The sequence below is a fragment of the Pseudomonas sp. LBUM1662 genome, from assembly GCF_059695915.1.
The window spans coordinates 1,533,212-1,553,509 of sequence record NZ_CP166793.1 but is presented as its reverse complement, the minus strand read 5'-3'; the positions used below and the strand labels follow the sequence as shown (position 1 = coordinate 1,553,509).

Sequence of the window (20,298 nt, the reverse complement as noted above, 5' to 3'; positions counted from 1 at the left end):
TGTTGTTCGCGCGATTGCGCGGAACGCAATACCTGTAGGAGCGAGGCTTGCCCGCGAAGGCGTCGGCCCAGACGCCACAGCCCCTGATCTGTGCCGATTCACCCTGCAAATGCAGGAGTCATTTCCCCGTAGTGCCTTTAGAATGCCTGCCATCCGGTCACTGCCAACGGAATCGTCATGCCGCTTCACTCGCCGCTGTATTCGCAACGTTCGTTGGTCCTCACGCTCATCGCGTTGCTGGGCGCGGGCTTTCTGGCGACTTCGTTCCTCAGTTACTACGCCTCGCGAGCGTCCATCCGCGACAGCATCGTCAACACCGAACTGCCGCTGACATCGGACACGGTCTACTCGGAAATCCAGAAAGACCTCGTCAGACCGATCCTGATTTCCTCGATGATGTCCCGCGACACCTTCATGCGTGACTGGGTGGTAAACGGCGAGCAAGACCCCGAGAAAATGACCCGTTACCTCAACGAGGTCATGACCCACTACGGCGCCTACACCGCTTTTTTCGTCTCCAACACCAGCCTCACCTACTACCACGCCAAGGGCGTGCTCAAACAGGTCAAGTCCACTGAACCCCGCGATGCCTGGTATTTCCGCGTCCGCGACATGGCCGATCCCTACGAGATCAACGTCGACCCGGACCTGGCCAACAAGGACAACCAGACCTTCTTCATCAACTACAAGGTCTACGACTACAACAACCGTTTCATCGGCGCGGCGGGCGTCGGTCTGACGGTCGATGCGGTGATCAAGCTGATCGACAAATACCAGCAGCGTTACCAGCGCAGCGTGTACTTCGTCGACAACTTCGGACGGCTGGTGCTCACCGGCGCCGAGGGTGGCCCGCAAGGCGCGCACATCGGCCAGAAACTCGGCGAGCTCGACAGCATGAAAGGCCTGGTCAGCCAGCTGCCAAAACCCCACAGCGGCAGCTACGAATATTCCGTCCACGGCCAGGGCCATTTCCTCAACGTGCGGTTCATTCCGGAGCTGAACTGGTACCTGTTCGTCGACAAACGCGAAGACGGCGCCCTCAGTGACATCCGCCAGTCGCTGTACCTCAATCTGCTGATCTGCCTGTTCGTCACGCTGATCGTGCTGGTTTTGCTCAATCGCGTGATCAAGCGCTACCAGGGCAAGATCCAGGCGCAGGCGACGCTCGACAGCCTGACCGAACTGCCAAATCGTCGGGGCTTCGACCTGTTGGCGGCGCAAGCCATGCACGAAGCCGAGCGCGAGCCCAAACCGCTGACCGCGCTGTTGCTGGACCTGGATCACTTCAAGGCCTTGAACGACACCTACGGTCACCTGGCCGGCGATCAGGTGCTGATCGGCTTTGCCCGAGACCTGGAGAGTTGCCTGCGGCATTCCGACATCGTCTGCCGCTGGGGGGGCGAAGAGTTCATCGTGCTGCTCAAGGACACTGACGGTGAGACCGGTCTGATGATCGCCGAGAAAATTCGTCAACATGTCGAACAACAGCGTTATGCCTACGACAGCAAGGAGCTGCAGCTGACAGTCAGCATCGGCCTCACCACCTTGCAGGTCGATGAAACCTTGCACACCCTGCTGTCTCGGGCCGATCATGCGATGTACCGGGCCAAACAGGCCGGCCGTAACCGAACCTGCGTGGAAATGCCTCACTCCAGTTATGAATAGTCCTGCATGAACAAACCTGACCAATGCCCCGCCTGCGGCGCCTCCAACGCCTGCACCCTGGCCGACCCGCGCACCGTCGATCAGGCGTGCTGGTGCTTTGGCGTCAGTATCGACCCGGCGGTGCTTGAAGCGCTGCCAGCCGAACTGCGTGACAAATCCTGCTTGTGCCCGCGTTGTGCCGAGGTCGAGGCGCAGTTGTAAGCAACCGCCCGGCCGATCACGTAAGATACGCGGCCCTTTCCGACTGATTCCCAGCCATGCGCGTTGACCGTTTCCTCAGCAACCTGCCGCGCTTCAACCGTAAGCAGGTGCGCCTGTTGCTGGTGGAAAAGCGCGTTCGGGTTGACGGAAAAATCGTCAGCGACCCACATGCCGAGGTGCTTGAGTTCAGTCGCGTCGAGGTCGATGAGGAAGTCCTGCAAGTCGGCAAACCTGCACGCTACTTCATGCTGCACAAGCCGCCCGGCTACGTCAGCGCCACCCGCGACCCGCAGCACCCGACCGTACTCGACCTGATCCATGAGCCGGACAGTGATGACCTGCACATCGCCGGGCGCCTGGATTTCAACACCACCGGCCTGATGCTGATCACCAATGACGGCAGCTGGTCGCGGCGCCTGACCCAACCGCAGACCAAACTGCCCAAGGTCTATTACGTCGAGACCGAGCAGGAAATTGGCCCGGAATACGCACTGAAATTCACCGAAGGCCTGTACTTCGCGTTCGAAGACCTCACTACGCAACCGGCCGGGCTGGTCGTGCTCGGGCCGAAGTCGGCGCGGCTGAGCATCGTCGAGGGCCGTTATCACCAGGTGAAGCGGATGTTCGGCCACTTCGACAACAAGGTGCTGCGCCTGCACCGCGAAAGCATGGGCCCGCTGGTCCTCGATAACGCGCTAAAACCGGGCGAGTACCGCGCATTGCGCACCGAAGAGATCCATTTGATCTAAGCAGCCTACCGCTCAGCAGAAGTTGTCGAACAATTTACGAATGACACTTGCGCGAAGACGTGACCCCTGCTTGAATCAGGACGTCGGCCGAAATGTGACCGACGAGTCACAACATACTTCTAAGAAACTTTTTGCCGGTTAGAGAACCCTCAGGTTCCGCCTCAGACCGGCAGACTGCCCGCCAATAACAATACCCGTCGACCGGACTGCATTGGATCGACATGGGCCTCCAAATTCAAGGCGTATGCCTACCTGTCACAAAGCTCGTGCAATCTCATTTGCGCGCATACCCGCTTGCTTGGAGTCTTATGACATGAGGCCAGAAATCGCTGTGCTGGATATACAGGGTCAGTATCGGGTTTACACGGAGTTCTATCGCGCAGACGCCGCAGAGAAGACCATCATCCTGGTCAACGGCTCGATGGCCACGACTGCGTCGTTTGCACAAACCGTCAAAAACCTTCACCCGCAGTTCAATGTGGTCTGCTACGACCAGCCCTACGCGGGCAAGTCAAAAGCCCACAACCTGCATGAGAAATTGCTGACCAAGGAAGTCGAAGGACAGATCCTCCTGGAGCTGATCGACCACTTCGCCGCCGAACACGTGCTGTCGTTTTCCTGGGGTGGCGCCGCGACCCTGGTCGCCTTGGCCCAACAGCCACGGCGCATCGAAAAAGCCGTGATCAGCTCGTTCTCCCCGGAGATCAACGCGCACATGCTCGACTACCTCGAGCGCGGCATCGACTACCTCGGCAGCCGGGACGGCGACCGGGTCGGCAACCTGGTGAACAGCACCATCGGCAAACACCTGCCGACACTGTTCAAGCGTTTCAACTATCGCCATGTCAGCTCGCTTGCCGAGCATGAGTACGGGCAGATGCACTTCCACATCAGCGACCTGCTGCACAGCGATCGCCAGTGCTTCCTCAAGGCTGCCGAGAAAATCAACGTGCCGGTGCTGTTCATGAACGGCGAATGGGACGAATACACCGCCGCCGATGGCGCCCGGTTGTTCGCCAACCACGTGCAAAACGCCACCTTCAGCACCCTTCAGGCCACCGGCCACTTTCTCGACATGGAGCACAAAGCCGCCTGCCGAGACAGCCGCGACGCACTGCTGGGCTTCCTGAAACCGGCGCAACACGCCAGCCGACCGCGTTACCACTACGTCCAGGACCAACATGCATTGGCCATCTGAAACGGAGTCATCGCGAGCGAGCTTCGCCCTACACCGCTAACGCAAATTTGTAGGAGCGAGGCTTGCCCGCGAACGACCGTCACACGGTCTGATGTCTTGTGTCACCTGCGCTAAACGCATTGCGCGCAAAGAAAAACTTCATTTCCATGCGCACATCTGGTACAAAGTCAGCCGCTCTGAGCGGGTGTCGTATAATGGCATTACTCCAGCTTCCCAAGCTGATAACGAGGGTTCGATTCCCTTCACCCGCTCCAACATTCTGTTTTTAGGTACTCCCGAGTAATCCTGAAAACACCGAAACCCCAAAGAAACCGGCCTATTGAGCCGGTTTTTTTATGCCTGCGTATACCCCTATACCCCTATGTATGCCTTGGCATTATGTATGCCTGCTTGTATGCTCATGCAAAAGACGAACTTAGGCATACAAAAAATGAAGCGGAAAGATATCAAGCGCCGCCCTCTATCCGACACAGCCCTGTCCGGCTTGGAGCCAGAAGCGACTGCCTACAGGGAAAAGGACGGGGACGGCTTGTACTTTCGCGTGAAACCAAACGGCACCAAGTCGTGGGAGCTTCGCTACAAGAAACCGGACGGTAAGTGGAGCTGGCACGGTCTTGGCGGTTATCCCGATCTCTCAGGTGCCATGGCGCGCGAAAAGGCACGAGAAGCTAAACGCCTGGTCGCCAGCGGCACTGATCCGGTACAGCATAAAGCCGCCCAACGGGTCGCAAAAGAAACAGCCTGTGCCGACACCTTTGGTGCTGCCGCCGAATACTGGTATCAGCGCAAAGCTCAGGACGGTCGAGCGGCCAGCACCTTGCGTCTGATGCGCGGATACTTAGACAACGATGTTCTGCCTGCCCTCGGCAGCAAATTGTTGACCGATATCACCCGGCGCGACTGCGCCAATCTTCAAGAAAGCATCGAGGCCAGGGGCGCACTGAATACACGCGACAAGATCCGCGTGGCTCTGCGCCAGATATTCAGCCAGGCGATCGCGCGCGGCCTGTGCGAACACAACCCTGCAAGCGAGTTAGGTGCTATCGCCGCTCCAACGCCGAAAGCCAAACAATACCCTCACCTGCTTGAGCCTGAACTTCCCACCTTCCTGCGAGCTCTGCGCCATAGCACGAGTCGAACGCCCGCCCGAGTGGCTACCTGGCTTGTCGTGTGGACCGCAAGTCGACCAGGTGTGGTGCGTTACGCCGAATGGAGCGAAGTCGACTTTGAGCGAGCCCTGTGGAGCATTCCTGCTGAAAAAATGAAGGCACGCCGGGACCATGTCACCCCGCTAAGCCGACAGGCACTGGATGCGCTGCGCGAATTGCACCGAATGACAGGTCGCGGACGTTATTTGTTCCCTGGTATCGGCGCCAAGAAGCCTGTTATCAGCGAGAACACCATCAACCTGACGCTCAACAAGGTCGGCTACAAAGGCCGTCTCGTAGGTCATGGCAGTCGGCATACGGCTAGCACACTCCTGCGCGAACATGGCTGGGAAAAAGACTTTGTTGAGGCCCAATTGGCGCACAAAGAGCAAGGCATGGCAGGCGTCTACAACCAGGCAGCTTACCTGGAGCAACGTCGCTCGATGCTTCAGTGGTACGCAAACTATCTCGAAGCACTCGAAACGGGCATGACTGCAGCACAACGTGCCGAGTTTGATCGCTTGGTGAATAGCTCTGGAGTCAACGTCGTAACGCTCAAGCTCGCTTGATCAAATTACCTGCCAAGCCGGATGAAAAAGATTACCTGCACACTGGCTAGCCAACCTTTGCAACAGTTCACCTACGGAGGCTTTGTGGACGAAGAAGAATTCCTGGACCTCATGGGTCTCGGTGAGACATTCGTGGACTTCGATGCTGTCGATAAGTCCATTGTCTTGGGACGAGAGGACTTCATCCGGATGGCGATGCCAACCGAAGGAGGCAAAGTGGACCTAGAAAATTTTGGCGGCTGGCTTCGAATCGGCCGCAACGGGCTATATGTGAATCTCGACCATGAGCAAACCGCCGACCTAACTCCAGAGGAAGCGGCGATCCTGTGCGCCCATCCATCCGGCGACCTTGAGGCACCGGTCCTCAGTTTCGCGTGTACTGTCGGTGAAGTGGAGCAATGCGTGGAATTTTCGATTGCAGCGGGACGGGACTTCCCGCTCAGCGGAAAGGCATTTGAACAAGTAGTCTCTTCAAAGGCACAACAGAAACTCCTTGGAAACATTGAAGCCCATCAAATAAAACCCTCCACTCTAAGTAGCAAACCCCAGACAAAGCCGGAGCAGCGCCTTGAACAAATTCGTCGCTGGTTCGAGGAGCAACGCGAATTCACCGCAGCGAATCTGCGTTCCGCCCGGAGCGGGAAGCTGGGGGCGCGTGACGCATGTTGGACCTGGCTCGAGCAGCAAGGTCTGACTGAATCAGGAAATCTCTTCTACGGCTCATATAAAACTAAAAGCAACAAAACCAATAAATTTACCGACGCTTGGAGTGATTTCCTCGAGGAAACAGCTGATAGGTAGGTGGAAAAAATAGGTGTACCTACCTACTAGCTTTCTGGCTAGTTGCTTGGCGCATCGTTCGCCTCACGGATCAACCCGAGAGCAAACGATATGAATCACCACAATCCCAATCCGCACTTCAACATCGTGGCTACCGGCTCGTCAGTACTGATCACCATGTCAGAACTGGCGGCCTTGCTGCACCGTACCCGCTCCGGCGTAGACAAGCTGCGTCAGCGTGACCCTAATTTCCCCAAGCCCCTGAAGGACGGTATCGACCGGCGTAGCCGCATCTACTTTGTGCGCCAGGAAGTCGAAGATTACTTGCAGGCCAAGCTCAACGCCCGTGAGACGGTGACCTACCTGGAAAGCGCCAGCAGCTTGTCCAGCATTCACTCGCCCCTGAAGGACTAAACCATGAATTACTTTCAACGCGACCAGTTGGCCGCGCGGGGTTCGGCTTGCCTGGAGAAAGTCTTCGCCATGTTGGTCATGTTGCCACCCAACGCCGAACTGCTGCTGATGCTGCTGGTTTTGGAGGTGCTGCCGTGGGTGTAACTTCCATCGAAAAACTGCTGTCAACTCTGGATAAAGTGAAGCTTGTGAAGGCCGGCCGCTGGATTGCCTGCTGCCCCGCGCACCACGACCGGACTCCCTCGCTGAGTATCAGCGAAGCTCAGGACGGCACTGTCCTCATCAAGTGCTGGGCCGGTTGCAATGCGTCCCAGATCGTTAAGGCTGCCGGCTTGGAGCTGCGCGATCTGTTTCCGGCGCGTGCCAGTAAGCCACGCAAGCCTAGCCCAAGTCGTGAAGCCATCAACCACGAGCGCACCGTCGTCGCTATTGGTAATGCTCAGCTCGCGAAAGGTGAGAATCTGAATTCGAAAGATCAGGCCCGCTTCAACTTGGCCCTCGCCCGCCTCGAACGCTTGGAGGTGAAGCCATGACTGGGGTGGACCTTTTCGCTAAGCAATGGGTTGAAATCGACCTGCAGCCGACCTCTTTGAATGACGGCCGCGGCGAAGATGAAACTGAAAACGAACGGCAGAGCCAGGCGTCGCAGCTGGTCGCCTATGTCCAAACCCGCGCCGAGCTGTTCCACGATGAGAACAAGGAGGTTTATGCGCAGGATCGCGGCACAGGGGAAGTGCGTCGGGTAGATGGTCGTCAGTTCCGCGACTGGCTTGTGGCGAGCTTCTACAAAGACGCTGGTAAGTCGGCACGCGACCAATCCGTGCGGGAGGCTCTGTCCACCCTTTCCGGCTTGGGTCGCTTCGATGGTCAGTGCTTGCCAGTTCACATCCGGGTCGCCGGGTCGTCCGGTCAATACTTCCTTGATCTGGCTATTCCAGGAGATAGCCGGATCATCTGCATCGAGCCTGATCGCTGGTTCATCTGCGATTCGCCGGCAGTGATGTTCACTCGCCCCGAGGCTATGCAACCGTTGCCGATGCCGATCAAAGGCGGCTCTATCAGCATGCTTTGGAAGATTGCCAACATTCCCGAAAACCAGCGTTTGCTGGTGCTGGCCTGGTTGGTCGAGTGCTTGCGCCCGGACACTCCGTTCCCGTTGATCGAGCTGATGGGTGAACAGGGCACCGCGAAGAGCACCACGCATACCGCCCTGCGTCGCCTGATCGACCCCAATGCTTGCGACTTGCGCACTGCGCCGAAGAGTGCCGAGGATGTATTTGTCGGTGCCGGGGCCTCGTGGATCGTCTGCTACGAAAATGTTAGTCACCTGTCTGCGCAGATTCAGGACGCCCTCTGTACGGTGGCGACCGGCGGCGGTTATGCCAAGCGCAAGCTGTTCACTGACGCAGACGAAAGCATCATCAACGTGAAGCGCCCTGTTGGCATCAACGGCATCTCGGCTGCCGTTACCGCACAAGACTTGATTGATCGCACGCTCAGTATCGAGATGCCCGTTGTGCGTGAGCGAGTCGAGGTGACCGGTCTGTGGCAGGCATATGAGGCCGAACGCGGCCAGCTGCTGGGCGCGCTGCTCGACATTGCGGCAAAGGCACTCGCGCTGCTGCCGTCTATGCGTTTGCCCGCTGGCGATAAGCCTCGCCTTGTGGAGTTCGCGCTGCTCGGCATGGCCGTCGCCAAAGCAGTGGGCCAATCCGGCACCGAATTTATGATGCAATTCACCGCCAGCCGGCAGGAAAGCATCGCCCGCACCATCGACGCCAGTCCGGTTGCCGGGGCAGTACTGGAATGGTTTGAACGTTACCCCTATGGTCGTCGCGCCTCGGCAAAGGCTCTGATGGGCGAGATCGAACATTTCCGCCCGACGTACTGCGATGCGTGGCCGAAGTCGGCAAAGGGTTTTGCCGATGCCCTGCGTCGTGCTGCACCGGCTCTGCGCCAGCTGGGGGTCGAATGCCGGTGTCTCGGAAAGATTGGCGGATCGGTCCAGTGGGAGATTGTTCCGAAGGAACAAGGGACTTCTTCAAGTCCTGCAAGTCCTGATGTCCTGCAAATTGATGGTCGCGATGAGGACATCAGGACGTTCAGGACTTCGAAACAGTCCTTGTTTCGCGATGAGGTGGAACAAGCAGGTGCTCAGGTCGTCGCTACCGACTATGAGGAATTCTAGTATGTCCGCATTGGACTACCTCAAAGGCTGTGGCCTAAGCGTCGAGGCTATCAACGGCAAGCTCCGCCTGAGCCCTATCAAACTCATCACGGACGACGTGCGGCGCTATGTGCAGGAGCACCGCATGGATTTGTTGACCGAGACTAAACACGCACCATTGGCCTGGCTCCACTTGCTGGTTCTGGAGTCCGGGGCTGTCGTACAGCACTTCCTCGAGCAGACTTCGGCAGAGGTCGAGCAGGATGCTCGGCGTCGCCAGGGCGCTCTCCTGCTATCCGTAGTGCCCTTGCCAGGTATCCAACGAGCGCTGACCGACGAGGAAATCGCCATGGCCCTTGCCGGCACGCTGGCAAAGCAGCAGACGCCCGTGTTGGATGGCAAAGACTGGCTGTGTCGTGTGGCCTCTCATCTGGACGCTTCACCGGACTACTTGATGAAACAAGGTTTTCTTGACCGGCATGACCTAGTGGAACAGCAACACCAAGTGCCCGAGGTAGCGGCAACTCTGATCCGCAGCAATCCAGCCTGGCGTGCTCCTCCTGTGAATCACTGATCGCTAAAACACTGCTGAGCCCACATGAAACAGCGGCATCCGTCAGGACAACAACCATGAGCAAAAACAGGATATTCAAGGAAACACCCAAGACGCGGCTGATTGTGTCCGTGGAAGCCGGCACTGTGGAGTTAATCGACGAGCTAATTCGTCGGGGGCACCCTGCCAAGGGGAACCGTTCGGAGTTCGTGCGTCTGGCTATCGAAGAGAAGCTGGAGCGTGACGTGGTTCGGTCCCAGAACCATTTTTCAGTAGTTCCCTAGACGCATCTGAAACAGTTGGAGGATTTTCGTCAGTCCTAAAGCGTGCGAATTTTGATGATTTTCAGACCAGTACGCGCATGCGCGCGTGCGCGCGTAAATAAAGCAGAACACTCATACAACTCATGGCTTTAAGTGCGTTGGATGGCGGTTACTTGTCGATTTCCTCCCATCGAGATAGTCAGCAATCGACCAGAAGCGGACGCTGAGTTAAGCATTAGGCAATGCTTTGGCGTGATTATGGTGGTTAGGAGGGGGTGCAAAAATGGGAAATGTAACGCAGATTCAAGTCCGGTCACGGTGGGCAGCCTGTGACTAGACGGGTTGCTAATGCGAGTGAACCCAGCTATCACTAACCGATTGTCAGACGTAGAACGGAAATGTGCCTTGACCCACACACCGCAAAATCCCTCCCCCAGTGACCGAATAGGTGGTGGTGGCGCTGCGACCAGCGCCGGGATACGTTTCGAACAACAGCTCGGGGCGCTCTTCTCATCATGGATTCTCGCGGGCGACAGGCTAGACGACAGCTTTCGCCTTGGAGCCGCTACTCCTGAATGGGTACGTTTCGAAACAGAGGCACCCGTCGACGATCTTCTGATCAAGACCAGCGTCGGCGGCTACATCGCCGTTCAGGCTAAGACAACTGCAAATCTTAGTGACGACCCTAGCTCACCGTTGGGGAAGACAATCTCGCAGTTCGTTCGCCATTGGCTCGTCGCTCAGCAAGGTGATGGCACTATGGGGTGGAATCGCCCCCTCGATCCGCTCCGAGACCGATTGGTGCTGGCTGTAAGCCCTCAAGCCTCAGCCCAGATTAAAAACGATTTACCGGCCGCGCTACGCCTCATTTCACAGCCAGGCGGAGGCGCACTCAACCAGGCACAGCAACGCGCTTATCAAGTGTTCTCAAGCTTGGTCGAGCGTGCTTGGGCGAGCGTCACCAAAAGTCCATTTAACGATGATCTGCTGCTGGAGCTAGCGAAACTTGTAGACATATTCACCTTTGACGGAGACCAAGGGTACGCGTTAGCGAGCGGCTCCCTTATCAAAGTCTTTGGACCAGACGTAGATGCCGCGGCAGCGTTCGCGTCCTTGTCCGATTTAAGCGGCCAGTTGATGAAGGAGCGTGGCGGCGGTGACCTGCACGTTTGGCGACAACTACTCGCCAGCCGTGGTATCGCACTCAACGCACCTCCCGAGTATCTCAGTGATATCCAGGCGCTTAAGCGACACTCCAAGCAAATCGCAGAAGCGCTCGCCAGCTATGAAAAGATCGACGTAGGCAACGGCGAATCATTGTCCGTGCGTCGCGACTGCCAAACCGCGATTGAGGCGGCAGTGCGTAGCGGTCCCTTGCTCATTATCGGTGAGCCCGGAGCTGGCAAGAGCGGTGTTCTGAATGCTCTTGCGCAGAAGTTGGACGAGGACGGTTTAGATGTCCTTCAACTTGCCGTTGATCGCTACTCAATTGAAAGCCTCGAAGGCTTATCCCGTGAAGTCGGATTAAAGCATCCGATCCTTGATGTCCTTGAAGCTTGGGACGGACCGGGGAAGGCCTATCTAATTGTGGATGCATTGGACGCAACGCGCGGCGGTCATGGCGAAAACATCTTTCGAACTCTTATCGAGCGAGTTCTTGAGCGGAAGGGGCGCTGGAGCGTTGTGGCATCGATTCGTAATTTCGACCTGCGCATGGGTCAACAGCTACGTGCTCTTTTCAGAGGAACACCGCCGCAGACGTCGCTCGCAGATCCATCCTTCTCAAACGTTTCACATATTCAGGTGCCCTCGTGGTCAGAAGCGGAGTTTGAGCAACTCCTCCAACAGTCACCTGCCTTGGCTACGTGTCTTGCAAACTCGCCGCCGCGTCTGCGTGACTTGGCCATGGTGCCGTTCAATACCCGACTTCTGAGCGAATTGATCTCGGGTACCGCGGTAAAGAAACTACACGCAGTCGCTTCCCAAGCCGACTTATTACGCCTTTATTGGGAGCACCGTGTGGAAGGCCACGGTTCACCAGCAACGAGTAGCCTCAGCCGCGTGGTGCAATTCATGGTAAAGGCGCGGGCGCTTCGCGCACCAAAATCTGAGGTGGCATTTGACGCCCCGGCCATGATCGACACCCTCTGTAGAGAGGGTGTACTCGTGGTCGTTGATAATGAACGGTGGGTACAGTTCCGACATCATCTCCTCTTCGATTATGCAGCCGCGCGGCTCTACCTGGACCCAGGCGCTATAAGTAACAGGACTTATCGATTCAGTAAGATTGACGCGCTGGGACTGATGCTATCACCAGCACTTGGATTCGTACTTCGCGAAATTTGGGAGTCTGACCCTGACCACGAACGTTTTTGGGGTGCTCTGGGCAACCTCATCAATGAAAAAGATGCCGACCCAATCATCCGCAGCACTGCTGGCCGATTGGGCGCAGAGTTTCCAACTTCGGCCAATGATTGCCTTCAACTCGGGAATCTAGCCATCGCGGGTAACAAGGGGGCTCTAGAGACCCTGTCACATGTCACAGGTGCTTTGGCTGTGCGGCTGGAAGACGAAAAAGAGGTAGTTCTGGGGCCATGGGTTTGTCTCGCCGATCGATTGGCGACTGCGCCGAGCAACGTCGCTAATACTCTTCGCTTTCTGCTCCACAATCTTATTGGAAGAACCGAAGATGACGTGTTCAAACCAATGCTTGGCCAAGCCGCACGCGCACTATTGACGTACGGGCTTATCCAGCCCGAGCCGGGGTTCATTGTCAGAAGCGCCATTGATTTCGTCATTGCCACCTACGGAAGTGACATCGCTGCGTCTCGAGGCTTGATAGCCCAGTTGTTCGACCGCGATCGACTAGACCGTTTCGGGCATGCCGAGGTACCAACGGTCTGTTACAAGATTGCAGCAATCGGAGAAGTCGACCCAGAGTTCGTCGCCACAGTTGTCTACCGGACGGTATTTGATTACGAAGTGACGGACGATCACCAGACCAGGATCAACCATAGCCAAATCCTCAACCTTACCTCCAATGCCCGGCAGGATTACGGGATGGCACGATGGTCACTGGGCGAGTACCTGCCAAAATTTCTACAACTGCATCCAAGAGCTGCAATTAGGGCTGTCGTCAATGCGATCGAAGGATACGTCGCACGTGAGCATGCAATCTCCGACGAAGCCCTAAACATAGAGTTTCAGGCTGGAGGAAGATCAATCCATCTGCGAGAAGACCGCAGCTACGTGTGGGCGCATGATCCCGACAGCACTCACGACCGTGATGCAGAGCGCCTCGTGGCCAAGTTGCGTGAGCGCCTCAAAGCCGCAACCGAGCCTGAGGCTGTGGCTTTGATCGACATCCTAATCGATGAGGCTTCTTTAGCGATCTTCTGGTCTCGGATGTTCCTCTGCGCTGTCGAGCGCTCCGATGGCCTAGTAGACCTGCTCTGGCCCATAGCAGTGACAGAGCCCTTTCTCGTTCTCCCCGATACTCGAAAGGACGCAATTGATCTCGTTGCGAAAGGCTATGTTCGACGTTCAAAGGAAGAACGGCAGGCATTCGAAGAGAGTGTGCTTCACTTCGAGTTTTCGCAGTTTACACATCACGACGAAGCTCGCCTGGCCTTCTTAGAGCGCCTTTTCGGTGCGCTCGGCAGGGAAAACTTGATCACTGGCGAAGCTCGCCGAATCTGCGACGCGTCTGCCCAAGGTCAGACCGCAACAAATGACAGGCTATTCACAATCCGTTCCGGCTGGAGCACTCCGGAGGACTTTTTCTGGATGCAAGGTCTAGACAAAGATGCGCCTGAGAACTCGCCTGTCATAAACGCGATCAAAGCCGCGGAGAGATTGCTTGGGCTTGAATCGAAGTCTGACGATGCCGCAGTGGCCTCCCTTAAAGACTCGCTCGCAGCGCTCAAATCCATACAAACCCTACTAGATGACGATGTAGCACACGTCGGTCTTAAGCGGCATGCGGAGGGGATCATTGGTCAAGGCTGCGAAGCCATCGTATCGCGACAGTTGCTGGTATCGAAGGAGGTGCCTCCTACGCTTGAACAAGATGCAGAATTTAAAGCACTGTTGAAAATAGCTGCTAGATCCGAAAGTCCTGAGCTTGAGGCTGACACGGAGGCCGAGTTCGAAAAGTCTGCTGCTTGGGGGAGCCCCGCAGCGCGGGTTGAAGCAGCACAAGCTTATTGGGATCTCTTTGCCCAACGAGCAGATCTCTACCCTCAACTGGGTGCGCAGGCGGAGGATCTGCTTTCGGATTCCCACCCAGCCGTCCGGCTGAGCGCATCGGTCCGTCTTGTCCGAATTTGGGACCTAGATCGTGATCGATTCTGGCATCTTCTGAATGGACACCTTACGAACGAACCTAATCTAAGTGTCATCGAGCATCTTCTTGGTGGGGTCGTCTCTCGCTTGATACATTCAGATCAGCATCGAAGTCTAGAGTTGTTGTTGATGCTGTCACAGCGGGAGACATCGGGGTCAGATCGAGAACGGCGTCTGCATAAAGCTATCGCAGATAACCTCACAATTCTTTGGGTCACCTATAACTCGACGGGGGCAAAGGCTGTTATCGATCAATGGGTAGGAGAGCCGTGGAAGCACTCCGAAGCAACAAATACAATCTTAGCCACATTGCGCGACGCCATTGTTGCCGGGATCGCTGATACCCCCGACAAGTACGTCAGCATCCGCCAGCGCTCTCAAACGCTTGTCTCTGACATTGTAAATGCTGCAAATACCCGCCTCGCCAGGTATGTCATGGCTCCAGATTTGGACGGGACAGCAAGCGAAGAGGTTCGGGAGTGCGCGCAGCTGATCGACACGGCAGGTATGCAGATGTTTTTTGCGACTGACGAGAACAGCAATCGGTCGGCTGACAACGACTCAGATTTCCGCTCAGGTCTGCGGGTGTTTCTACAAGAAAACGCAGATCTCCTAAAGCGGATAGGCGAGTATGCCCAACCGCACACCACATATTATCTGCTTCAGCTCGTCGAGCGCTTAGTCGATGTAGACGCGAGTGCTACCTTCGATTTAGCAATTAGCATTCTTCAATCGAGTACCCGATTAGGCTATCAAAACGATACCTTGGGCGTGGACCTACTTGTCAAACTCGTAGGTGTCTTCCTTGCTGACCACAAGGAAATCTTTGAGGACTCAGCCAGGCGCGCAGAGCTAATTGACTGCCTAGAAATCTTCATGGACGCCGGATGGCCGGCGGCACGGCGCTTGCTTTATCGTCTGCCGGAATTTATCCAGTGAATCGGGCTGCGCTACAAAACCTCTTTAAGCGGGGGCTCAGCGACCTCCTCATTATGTTAGAGCGGGAGCTAGCAAGACCGCAGCGAGACCCTTACGCAGAGCTCGACCCGAATCGCCGTCCCCACGAGCATGATACGCGTCTGCTATTCGTGGATGAATTGCTTACACACCTTGGGTGGCGACTTGGCGCATTGGGCAATGTCCTTGAAGAGGCACGCCTACAAGCGAACACCACGAGGTTCATGGACTATGTAGGTGTCGCCGACATCAGTGGGACACCACTCTTGCTGATAGAAGCCAAAGCTTGGGACAAACCTGCGATCTCGGCTCGAGGGGACGGTCAGCACAATAGTGAGGCCGCACTACTTGTCGCTGCGATCCAACATATACGGGGAGGAAAGGCCGAGGATACTTCGCCGATCATTGGAGAGTGGGACAGCTATCTGCGGCAAGTCAGCGGTTATGTCCAAACACTCAAGGAGCGTTACAGCCACAACTTACCCAGAGCCGTCATCATCAGTGGCGAGTGGATGGTGGTGTTTAAGACGCCAGTCGAAACTTTCCTAGGCGCTGCTCGGCCAGACGATATCGCGACCTTCACACGCGCACAGCTTAAGGAGCGGGCGGAGGAGATCTTCGACCTTCTCCATCGTTCGACGTTGACCATGGACGCACCGGTGCCTTTGCGTCCGGCACAACTGAGGCGATACTTGGAGCTGGGCGAAGTCTCCGGCGCCTTTCAGGGTGTGCATGTCCACTATGAGCGAACCGGCAGTAAGCTGTTCACCCCCAGACCGCGCATCCTGATCTACCCAGCACTATTCGTTACCCGCAAAGATGGTGCTCTATTCACAGTGATCCACAACGAGACTCCGGTCGAACTCGACTATCGACGGAATAATGATGACATCGAGACGCTTGCGCCGCATCTGGATGAAGTTCGTGCCCATGGCGCCACGCTGGTTGCAGCATGCGCTATGGAACTTGGTGGCGAACTGACCCTAGCTGAGCTTTCAGCCTTTCCGGGCTTCCGTAACGATCGTTTGTCGAAAGCGCCGGTTGATGCACTACCAGAAGCGGACGAATGGCTCGTCGCCACTGGTAGTGCGACGCACTTTCTCCTCGCAGAACCCCGCGTGCAAGAATGCCGATATCATAGCTGGGCCGAATGCGGAGCTGATGCCACAATGCACTCCGCAATCAGTGCTCGCACAGTCAATCCTCCAGCGTTTTTTGTTGATACTCAGCGCCACCACTGTGCACACCAAATTGTTCAGGATCGTCGCGAAGGGCGGTGCCTCATCCAAGCTATCGACAGCCGGACCTGCTGCCAAGCATGTATATTTCTGGAGCGGTGCTGGACAGAGGAGGAGCGAGCGGCTTTGCCTTGTGGTAGGTAGCAATATCTCAGCCTTCTAGCAGTATTGAATGCCCGCAACAGTTCGAAATTAGCCCTTGTGAAGGGCAGCTATTGGCCGATTTCTGCCTGTCACGAGGGGCAGAAAACGAACCTAAGCTGCCGGTGGGAGAGGCGGAATACTGCGGCACAGGGACTACCTGTCACGAAAAAAGCCGGCAATTTTTGTAGGTTTTGAATCGTGAGTTAAAGCCTGACAGGCGAGCGCAACACAGGAGTGTTTTTAACAATTACTTCAGTGTGATCGCCCACGTAATAAAGCCTGCAATGCCCGTCGTGCAGGTCAGGGCAGTCAGAAAAAGACCGTCGATTAACTTTTCCAACAAGTGATTTCGGTTCAACTGTCTGGTACGCAGCGCCCAGTACGATAAAAGTGTTGTGACCAAGTACAAAATGGCATTGATCGCAAGAAAGTCATCCCCCAGCGAATCCTCACTTCTCAACGTGGTCACCACTTGAAAAATCCCGATCACCGTAATGCATACGCCGACCATGGCGGCAGAAGCGGTAAAGATATGAACACAAACGTCTTCGTTCAAGCTGACAGGAGACTTTGTTTCGTTCATGGCATTTTTCCGCGCATGGGTTAACAACCTGATAACAGAAACGCCGCCCCATCCGTCTGACCGATACAGGCACGTCAGGCCGAGGCATCAGTCAGTGCAGCGACTATCTGTTTCTCGATTTCCTTTTCATCCAGCCCACGCCCGAAATGCTTGAGGTAGCGGCCTTGGGCATCGAGTAAAAACAGGAGGGTGGAATGATCCATCATGTATTGCCCCGGTTGATCGCCGGTCGGCACTTTTTTGTAATACACGTGATAGGCGTCGGTGATGCGGGTGATCTCTTGCGCCGAGCCGGTTAAACCTACGAAGTTGTCGGAGAAGTACTTCACGTACTCCTTGAGCTTTTTTGGTGTGTCCCGTTCCGGGTCGATGGTGACGAATACCGGTCGTACCGAAATACCCTGCTGTTGTTGTAATTGCCGACTGATGCGGGCCATTTTCGCAAGGTCAGTGGGGCAAATGGCCGGGCAGGTCATGAAGCCGAAATACAGCAGCGTGGGCTCGCCAAAACTGCGCTCCGTGACGCGCTGGCCATTCTGATTGGTCAGCTGGAATGGCCCGCCGATATCGGTGCGGGGCGCCGCTGTCGTGCAGGCTGCCAATCCGATCAAAAACAGCGTCGTTAGCCACTTCATTGCTCAGTACCCTCCCGAATAGGTCAGCGCCAAGCCCACCAGTTCGGACATCTGGCCGTCCTCTTTCTGGGTGCCGGCGGACAAGCCAAGTTTGATCTGACCAGTGATGTTGTAGGTCAGGCTCAACTCGTTGAGGTAGTCCTGCCGATCCGCGCCCCCGGTCGATTCGCGATGCTTGTCGGTGCGCGTCGCGCCCAGCGCCCAGTCGCCGAAATCGAAGGTCAGGGAAGTAGTCAGGTAGCGGGTGTCATTGCCCTTGATGCCATCTTCGCTCTCGACATCGGCAAATTCGATGAAGGGCACGATATCGAAGTAACGCCCGTCCAGTGTAGGCTCAAGATCGGTACTCGGCGCATAGGCCCAGATATAGCGGGCCGAGGCGATCTTGATGGTTTCATCGTCTTCGCCAGGTGGATCGGGCTGCGTCGTATCCTCGGCCTGTTTGTTGAACATATAGCCAGCCTGCATTTCCAGATAAGGCACCGCCGGAATCGCTATCCAGTTCACCGTCATCGCATAGGAGTCGAGCTTGCCGGTATTCGATGGCCCGCCATCGCTGCGCTGCAACTTCTCGCCATGGCGCAGGTAGGGCCGGCCGAGAAACGAATTGTCCGCGGTATACACGCTGAGGTTGGGTTCAATCATCCCCAGTTTCTGGTCGAAAAAGCGGTACGCCACTGTGCCGCCGAGCATGCCGTCGAGGTCGTAGGTGGCGACGTAATCATTGGTGTAGAGGCCGGGCGCCTGGTCCTGCGCCCGACCGAACGGCACATGGTATTTGCCGACCGAAAAGGCCGAGTTGGCGTTGTTCTGGTAGTAGTTCAAGTCATTGATCACCAGCCCCACGTCTTCGAAGAAACGCTTTTGCCCAGGTTCAGGCCCGGCTACGGGATTGATCTCGGTGGACAGCTGTATCTGCTGATCATGGGTTAAGCGAAAGTAGAACGTGGTGTTGATGTCCGGGTACGCGTCCCCGGTGTTGCGGTTGCCGCCCTGGGGCGAATCGCCATGAACGTGGTCATATTGAAACGTCGCGTCGTAATCCATGCCGACATTGGGGTACTGCCCATCATCGGCCAGCGTCGACTCAACGGCCCACACCGATCCCATCAACAACACAGCCAAGCGATAGTTGTACATGGCGTACCCCTTTTACTTGATCAGTGGGCTGGACGCTTTCGGGTCCTTTCCGGTGTTGCGCAGGTAGGAGCACAACTGGTTGTTTTCACCGTACAGCCCGCCTAGGGGTTCAAGCTTGACTGCCTGTTCGTAGTCCTCGGGCTTGACCACCTGGATCGCCTGCATCATGCCGCCGTCCTCATGTTCGAGGATGTGACAGTGGTAGACGAACTTGCCGAGAATTACCGGATCGCGAAAGGGGATTCGCACGGTGATCGAGCCTGTGGCGGGTATGAACACGTTGTCCCGATAGCCGCTGAACTGCACCGGTTTATCGTTGATTTCGGTAACCTGGAAGTCCACTTGGTGAATATGAAACTGGTGCAATTCCTGGGACGGATTGAACAGGCGCCACTCTTCGACGTCACCAAGTTTGACCGTGGTGTTGACCCGGTCCAGCTCGAAACGTGTGCCGTTGATCAGGAACGCATTGGGGTCGGTGTCAGAATCCTGGAAGGCGAACTGGCGCGTCTTGTTCACTGCGATCTTGCTTAAGTCCTCGGCCGCTGGGTAGGCGCTGGTGATCTGCCGCGTCGCGACCCGCTCACCGCTGGAGCGCAGCACGGCAAGTTTGGCTTCGGGATAGTCATCGCCCGCCGGGCCAGTGTTGCCGGAGCCGGTTTCGATTTCATAGGATCCCGCCGGCGGCCCAACCACCAACACACTGAAGCGCGCCGACGGCCCGATCAGCACTTGGTCAGTGTCGACCCTCCGCGTAACGGTGTTGCCGTCGCGCGACAGCACCTGCACCGACTGGCCGCTGATGCGAATTCGGAAGTACTGATTGGCGGCAATATTGATGAAGTGCCACAGCTGGGTTTCCCCTGGCTTTATGTCGATGATCGGCACTTCCTGGCCATTGATCGTGCGAATCGACGGCGCGCTGGTGATGATCTCGCTGGCGACTTTGCCGGTCAGTGTTTTCTGAAAATTACGCAGGACCAGGACTTGTTCCTTGATGCCCTTGAGTTCGGGGAACGGGTCAAGCATGCCATCGACCAGGATCGGTCCGGCGATCCCTGCCGACACCTGGCGCTGGGATCCGCCATGGAAATGGCTGTGATACCAGTAGGCACCCGGGCTGTGAGCCAGCGGTAGTTTGACGTTGTATATGCCAATCTGATGGGGCTGGGTCACGCGAAAAATATTATCGCCTTCGTCCAGTGGCGACACCTGCATGCCGTGAAAATGCAGGTTAGTGATTTCGTCCATACGATTATCCAGACGGATCGCCATGGTTCCGCCCGGTCGCGTGCGAATCAGCGGCGAATCGTAATCGCCGTTGAATACCAACGAAACATATCGCTCATTGCCCACATTGACCTGTTGCTCGGCCGCCGTCAGCGTGGCATGAGTCACGCCATTGCCATCATATGAAAACTCGGGGTTTTGCCGCAGAGGCTGGGACGCAGGCTCGGTGGAGCTTTGGGTCGAGCATCCGCTGAGCGCAAGAGCGACCACGCTCGCGCAGATTGCAAAGGCGCGGACGCCGAAAGCGCTTAGCATGTTTG

General features: G+C 56.5%; 18 protein-coding genes and 1 tRNA gene. 15 read left to right on the top strand and 4 right to left on the bottom strand.

Going from position 1 to position 20,298, the window contains the following annotated elements; translation table 11 throughout:
• Nucleotides 1-177 precede the first annotated feature (177 nt).
• The 15 genes from ACA049_RS06945 to ACA049_RS06875 all read left to right on the top strand — a co-directional run bounded on the left by ACA049_RS06945 (nt 178) and on the right by ACA049_RS06875 (nt 16,390).
• On the top strand, nt 178-1,665 hold the full coding sequence (locus ACA049_RS06945; RefSeq protein ID WP_497334155.1) for a sensor domain-containing diguanylate cyclase: 1,488 nt from the start codon (nt 178-180) through the stop codon (nt 1,663-1,665).
• A gap of 6 nt (nt 1,666-1,671) precedes the next feature.
• Nucleotides 1,672-1,866, top strand: coding sequence for a cysteine-rich CWC family protein (locus ACA049_RS06940; protein ID WP_094468699.1), 195 nt, complete (start codon nt 1,672-1,674; stop codon nt 1,864-1,866).
• Nucleotides 1,867-1,922: 56 nt separating this feature from the next.
• Entirely contained in the window at nt 1,923-2,615 is a 693-nt protein-coding gene (locus tag ACA049_RS06935; protein WP_497334153.1) for a pseudouridine synthase, read from the top strand.
• Between the two features lie 313 nt (nt 2,616-2,928).
• The gene (locus ACA049_RS06930; protein WP_109628374.1) at nt 2,929-3,813 is read left to right on the top strand and encodes an alpha/beta fold hydrolase; all 885 of its coding nucleotides are present in this window, start codon (nt 2,929-2,931) and stop codon (nt 3,811-3,813) included.
• A gap of 180 nt (nt 3,814-3,993) precedes the next feature.
• Nucleotides 3,994-4,067 (top strand) — tRNA-Gly (locus ACA049_RS06925).
• A 176-nt stretch (nt 4,068-4,243) separates the two neighbouring features.
• Nucleotides 4,244-5,530, top strand: a complete 1,287-nt coding sequence (locus ACA049_RS06920; protein ID WP_497336789.1) for a tyrosine-type recombinase/integrase — start codon at nt 4,244-4,246, stop codon at nt 5,528-5,530.
• Nucleotides 5,531-5,614: 84 nt separating this feature from the next.
• The gene (locus ACA049_RS06915) at nt 5,615-6,331 is read left to right on the top strand and encodes a hypothetical protein (RefSeq protein ID WP_497334151.1); all 717 of its coding nucleotides are present in this window, start codon (nt 5,615-5,617) and stop codon (nt 6,329-6,331) included.
• Between the two features lie 90 nt (nt 6,332-6,421).
• On the top strand, nt 6,422-6,724 hold the full coding sequence (locus tag ACA049_RS06910) for a hypothetical protein (RefSeq protein WP_497334149.1): 303 nt from the start codon (nt 6,422-6,424) through the stop codon (nt 6,722-6,724).
• A gap of 3 nt (nt 6,725-6,727) precedes the next feature.
• On the top strand, nt 6,728-6,868 hold the full coding sequence (locus tag ACA049_RS06905; protein ID WP_169856181.1) for a hypothetical protein: 141 nt from the start codon (nt 6,728-6,730) through the stop codon (nt 6,866-6,868).
• Nucleotides 6,859-7,257: a CHC2 zinc finger domain-containing protein gene (locus tag ACA049_RS06900; RefSeq protein ID WP_497262387.1), complete on the top strand. Its 399-nt coding sequence runs from the start codon at nt 6,859-6,861 to the stop codon at nt 7,255-7,257. The genes ACA049_RS06905 and ACA049_RS06900 overlap by 10 nt, the downstream gene beginning before the upstream one ends.
• Nucleotides 7,254-8,912 (top strand): AICE element replication initiation protein, encoded by a 1,659-nt coding sequence (locus ACA049_RS06895; RefSeq protein ID WP_497334147.1) that lies wholly within the window; start codon nt 7,254-7,256, stop codon nt 8,910-8,912. The genes ACA049_RS06900 and ACA049_RS06895 overlap by 4 nt, the downstream gene beginning before the upstream one ends.
• Nucleotide 8,913: 1 nt before the next feature.
• On the top strand, nt 8,914-9,465 hold the full coding sequence (locus tag ACA049_RS06890; RefSeq protein WP_497262385.1) for a hypothetical protein: 552 nt from the start codon (nt 8,914-8,916) through the stop codon (nt 9,463-9,465).
• A 56-nt stretch (nt 9,466-9,521) separates the two neighbouring features.
• Nucleotides 9,522-9,728, top strand: a complete 207-nt coding sequence (locus tag ACA049_RS06885) for a ribbon-helix-helix domain-containing protein (protein ID WP_497262384.1) — start codon at nt 9,522-9,524, stop codon at nt 9,726-9,728.
• A 384-nt stretch (nt 9,729-10,112) separates the two neighbouring features.
• Nucleotides 10,113-14,990, top strand: coding sequence for an NACHT domain-containing protein (locus tag ACA049_RS06880; protein WP_497334145.1), 4,878 nt, complete (start codon nt 10,113-10,115; stop codon nt 14,988-14,990).
• Nucleotides 14,939-16,390: a hypothetical protein gene (locus ACA049_RS06875; RefSeq protein WP_497334143.1), complete on the top strand. Its 1,452-nt coding sequence runs from the start codon at nt 14,939-14,941 to the stop codon at nt 16,388-16,390. Before ACA049_RS06880 ends, ACA049_RS06875 begins: the two co-directional genes overlap by 52 nt.
• A gap of 247 nt (nt 16,391-16,637) precedes the next feature.
• Here ACA049_RS06875 and ACA049_RS06870 read toward each other — a convergent pair whose 3' ends face one another.
• From ACA049_RS06870 to ACA049_RS06855, 4 genes are all read right to left on the bottom strand, one after another.
• On the bottom strand, nt 16,638-16,973 hold the full coding sequence (locus ACA049_RS06870) for a hypothetical protein (RefSeq protein WP_497334141.1): 336 nt from the start codon (nt 16,971-16,973) through the stop codon (nt 16,638-16,640).
• Between the two features lie 74 nt (nt 16,974-17,047).
• Entirely contained in the window at nt 17,048-17,608 is a 561-nt protein-coding gene (locus ACA049_RS06865) for an SCO family protein (protein WP_497334139.1), read from the bottom strand.
• Between the two features lie 3 nt (nt 17,609-17,611).
• Nucleotides 17,612-18,748 carry a hypothetical protein gene (locus ACA049_RS06860; RefSeq protein ID WP_497334137.1) on the bottom strand — a complete coding sequence of 379 codons (1,137 nt, stop codon included), beginning with the start codon at nt 18,746-18,748 and terminating at the stop codon, nt 17,612-17,614.
• 12 nt (nt 18,749-18,760) lie between these two features.
• Nucleotides 18,761-20,293, bottom strand: a complete 1,533-nt coding sequence (locus tag ACA049_RS06855) for a multicopper oxidase family protein (protein ID WP_497334135.1) — start codon at nt 20,291-20,293, stop codon at nt 18,761-18,763.
• Nucleotides 20,294-20,298: the final 5 nt, after the last annotated feature.

Excerpts from the sequence above, each read along its gene's own strand:
- ACA049_RS06945 (WP_497334155.1), top strand. The coding sequence starts at position 178 with ATGCCGCTTCACTCGCCGCTGTATTCGCAACGTTCGTTGGTCCTCACG.
- ACA049_RS06940 (WP_094468699.1), top strand. The coding sequence starts at position 1,672 with ATGAACAAACCTGACCAATGCCCCGCCTGCGGCGCCTCCAACGCCTGC.
- ACA049_RS06935 (WP_497334153.1), top strand. The coding sequence starts at position 1,923 with ATGCGCGTTGACCGTTTCCTCAGCAACCTGCCGCGCTTCAACCGTAAG.
- ACA049_RS06930 (WP_109628374.1), top strand. The coding sequence starts at position 2,929 with ATGAGGCCAGAAATCGCTGTGCTGGATATACAGGGTCAGTATCGGGTT.
- ACA049_RS06920 (WP_497336789.1), top strand. The coding sequence starts at position 4,244 with ATGAAGCGGAAAGATATCAAGCGCCGCCCTCTATCCGACACAGCCCTG.
- ACA049_RS06910 (WP_497334149.1), top strand. The coding sequence starts at position 6,422 with ATGAATCACCACAATCCCAATCCGCACTTCAACATCGTGGCTACCGGC.
- ACA049_RS06905 (WP_169856181.1), top strand. The coding sequence starts at position 6,728 with ATGAATTACTTTCAACGCGACCAGTTGGCCGCGCGGGGTTCGGCTTGC.
- ACA049_RS06895 (WP_497334147.1), top strand. The coding sequence starts at position 7,254 with ATGACTGGGGTGGACCTTTTCGCTAAGCAATGGGTTGAAATCGACCTG.
- ACA049_RS06890 (WP_497262385.1), top strand. The coding sequence starts at position 8,914 with ATGTCCGCATTGGACTACCTCAAAGGCTGTGGCCTAAGCGTCGAGGCT.
- ACA049_RS06885 (WP_497262384.1), top strand. The coding sequence starts at position 9,522 with ATGAGCAAAAACAGGATATTCAAGGAAACACCCAAGACGCGGCTGATT.
- ACA049_RS06875 (WP_497334143.1), top strand. The coding sequence starts at position 14,939 with ATGGCCGGCGGCACGGCGCTTGCTTTATCGTCTGCCGGAATTTATCCA.
- ACA049_RS06870 (WP_497334141.1), bottom strand. The coding sequence starts at position 16,973 with ATGAACGAAACAAAGTCTCCTGTCAGCTTGAACGAAGACGTTTGTGTT.
- ACA049_RS06865 (WP_497334139.1), bottom strand. The coding sequence starts at position 17,608 with ATGAAGTGGCTAACGACGCTGTTTTTGATCGGATTGGCAGCCTGCACG.
- ACA049_RS06860 (WP_497334137.1), bottom strand. The coding sequence starts at position 18,748 with ATGTACAACTATCGCTTGGCTGTGTTGTTGATGGGATCGGTGTGGGCC.
- ACA049_RS06855 (WP_497334135.1), bottom strand. The coding sequence starts at position 20,293 with ATGCTAAGCGCTTTCGGCGTCCGCGCCTTTGCAATCTGCGCGAGCGTG.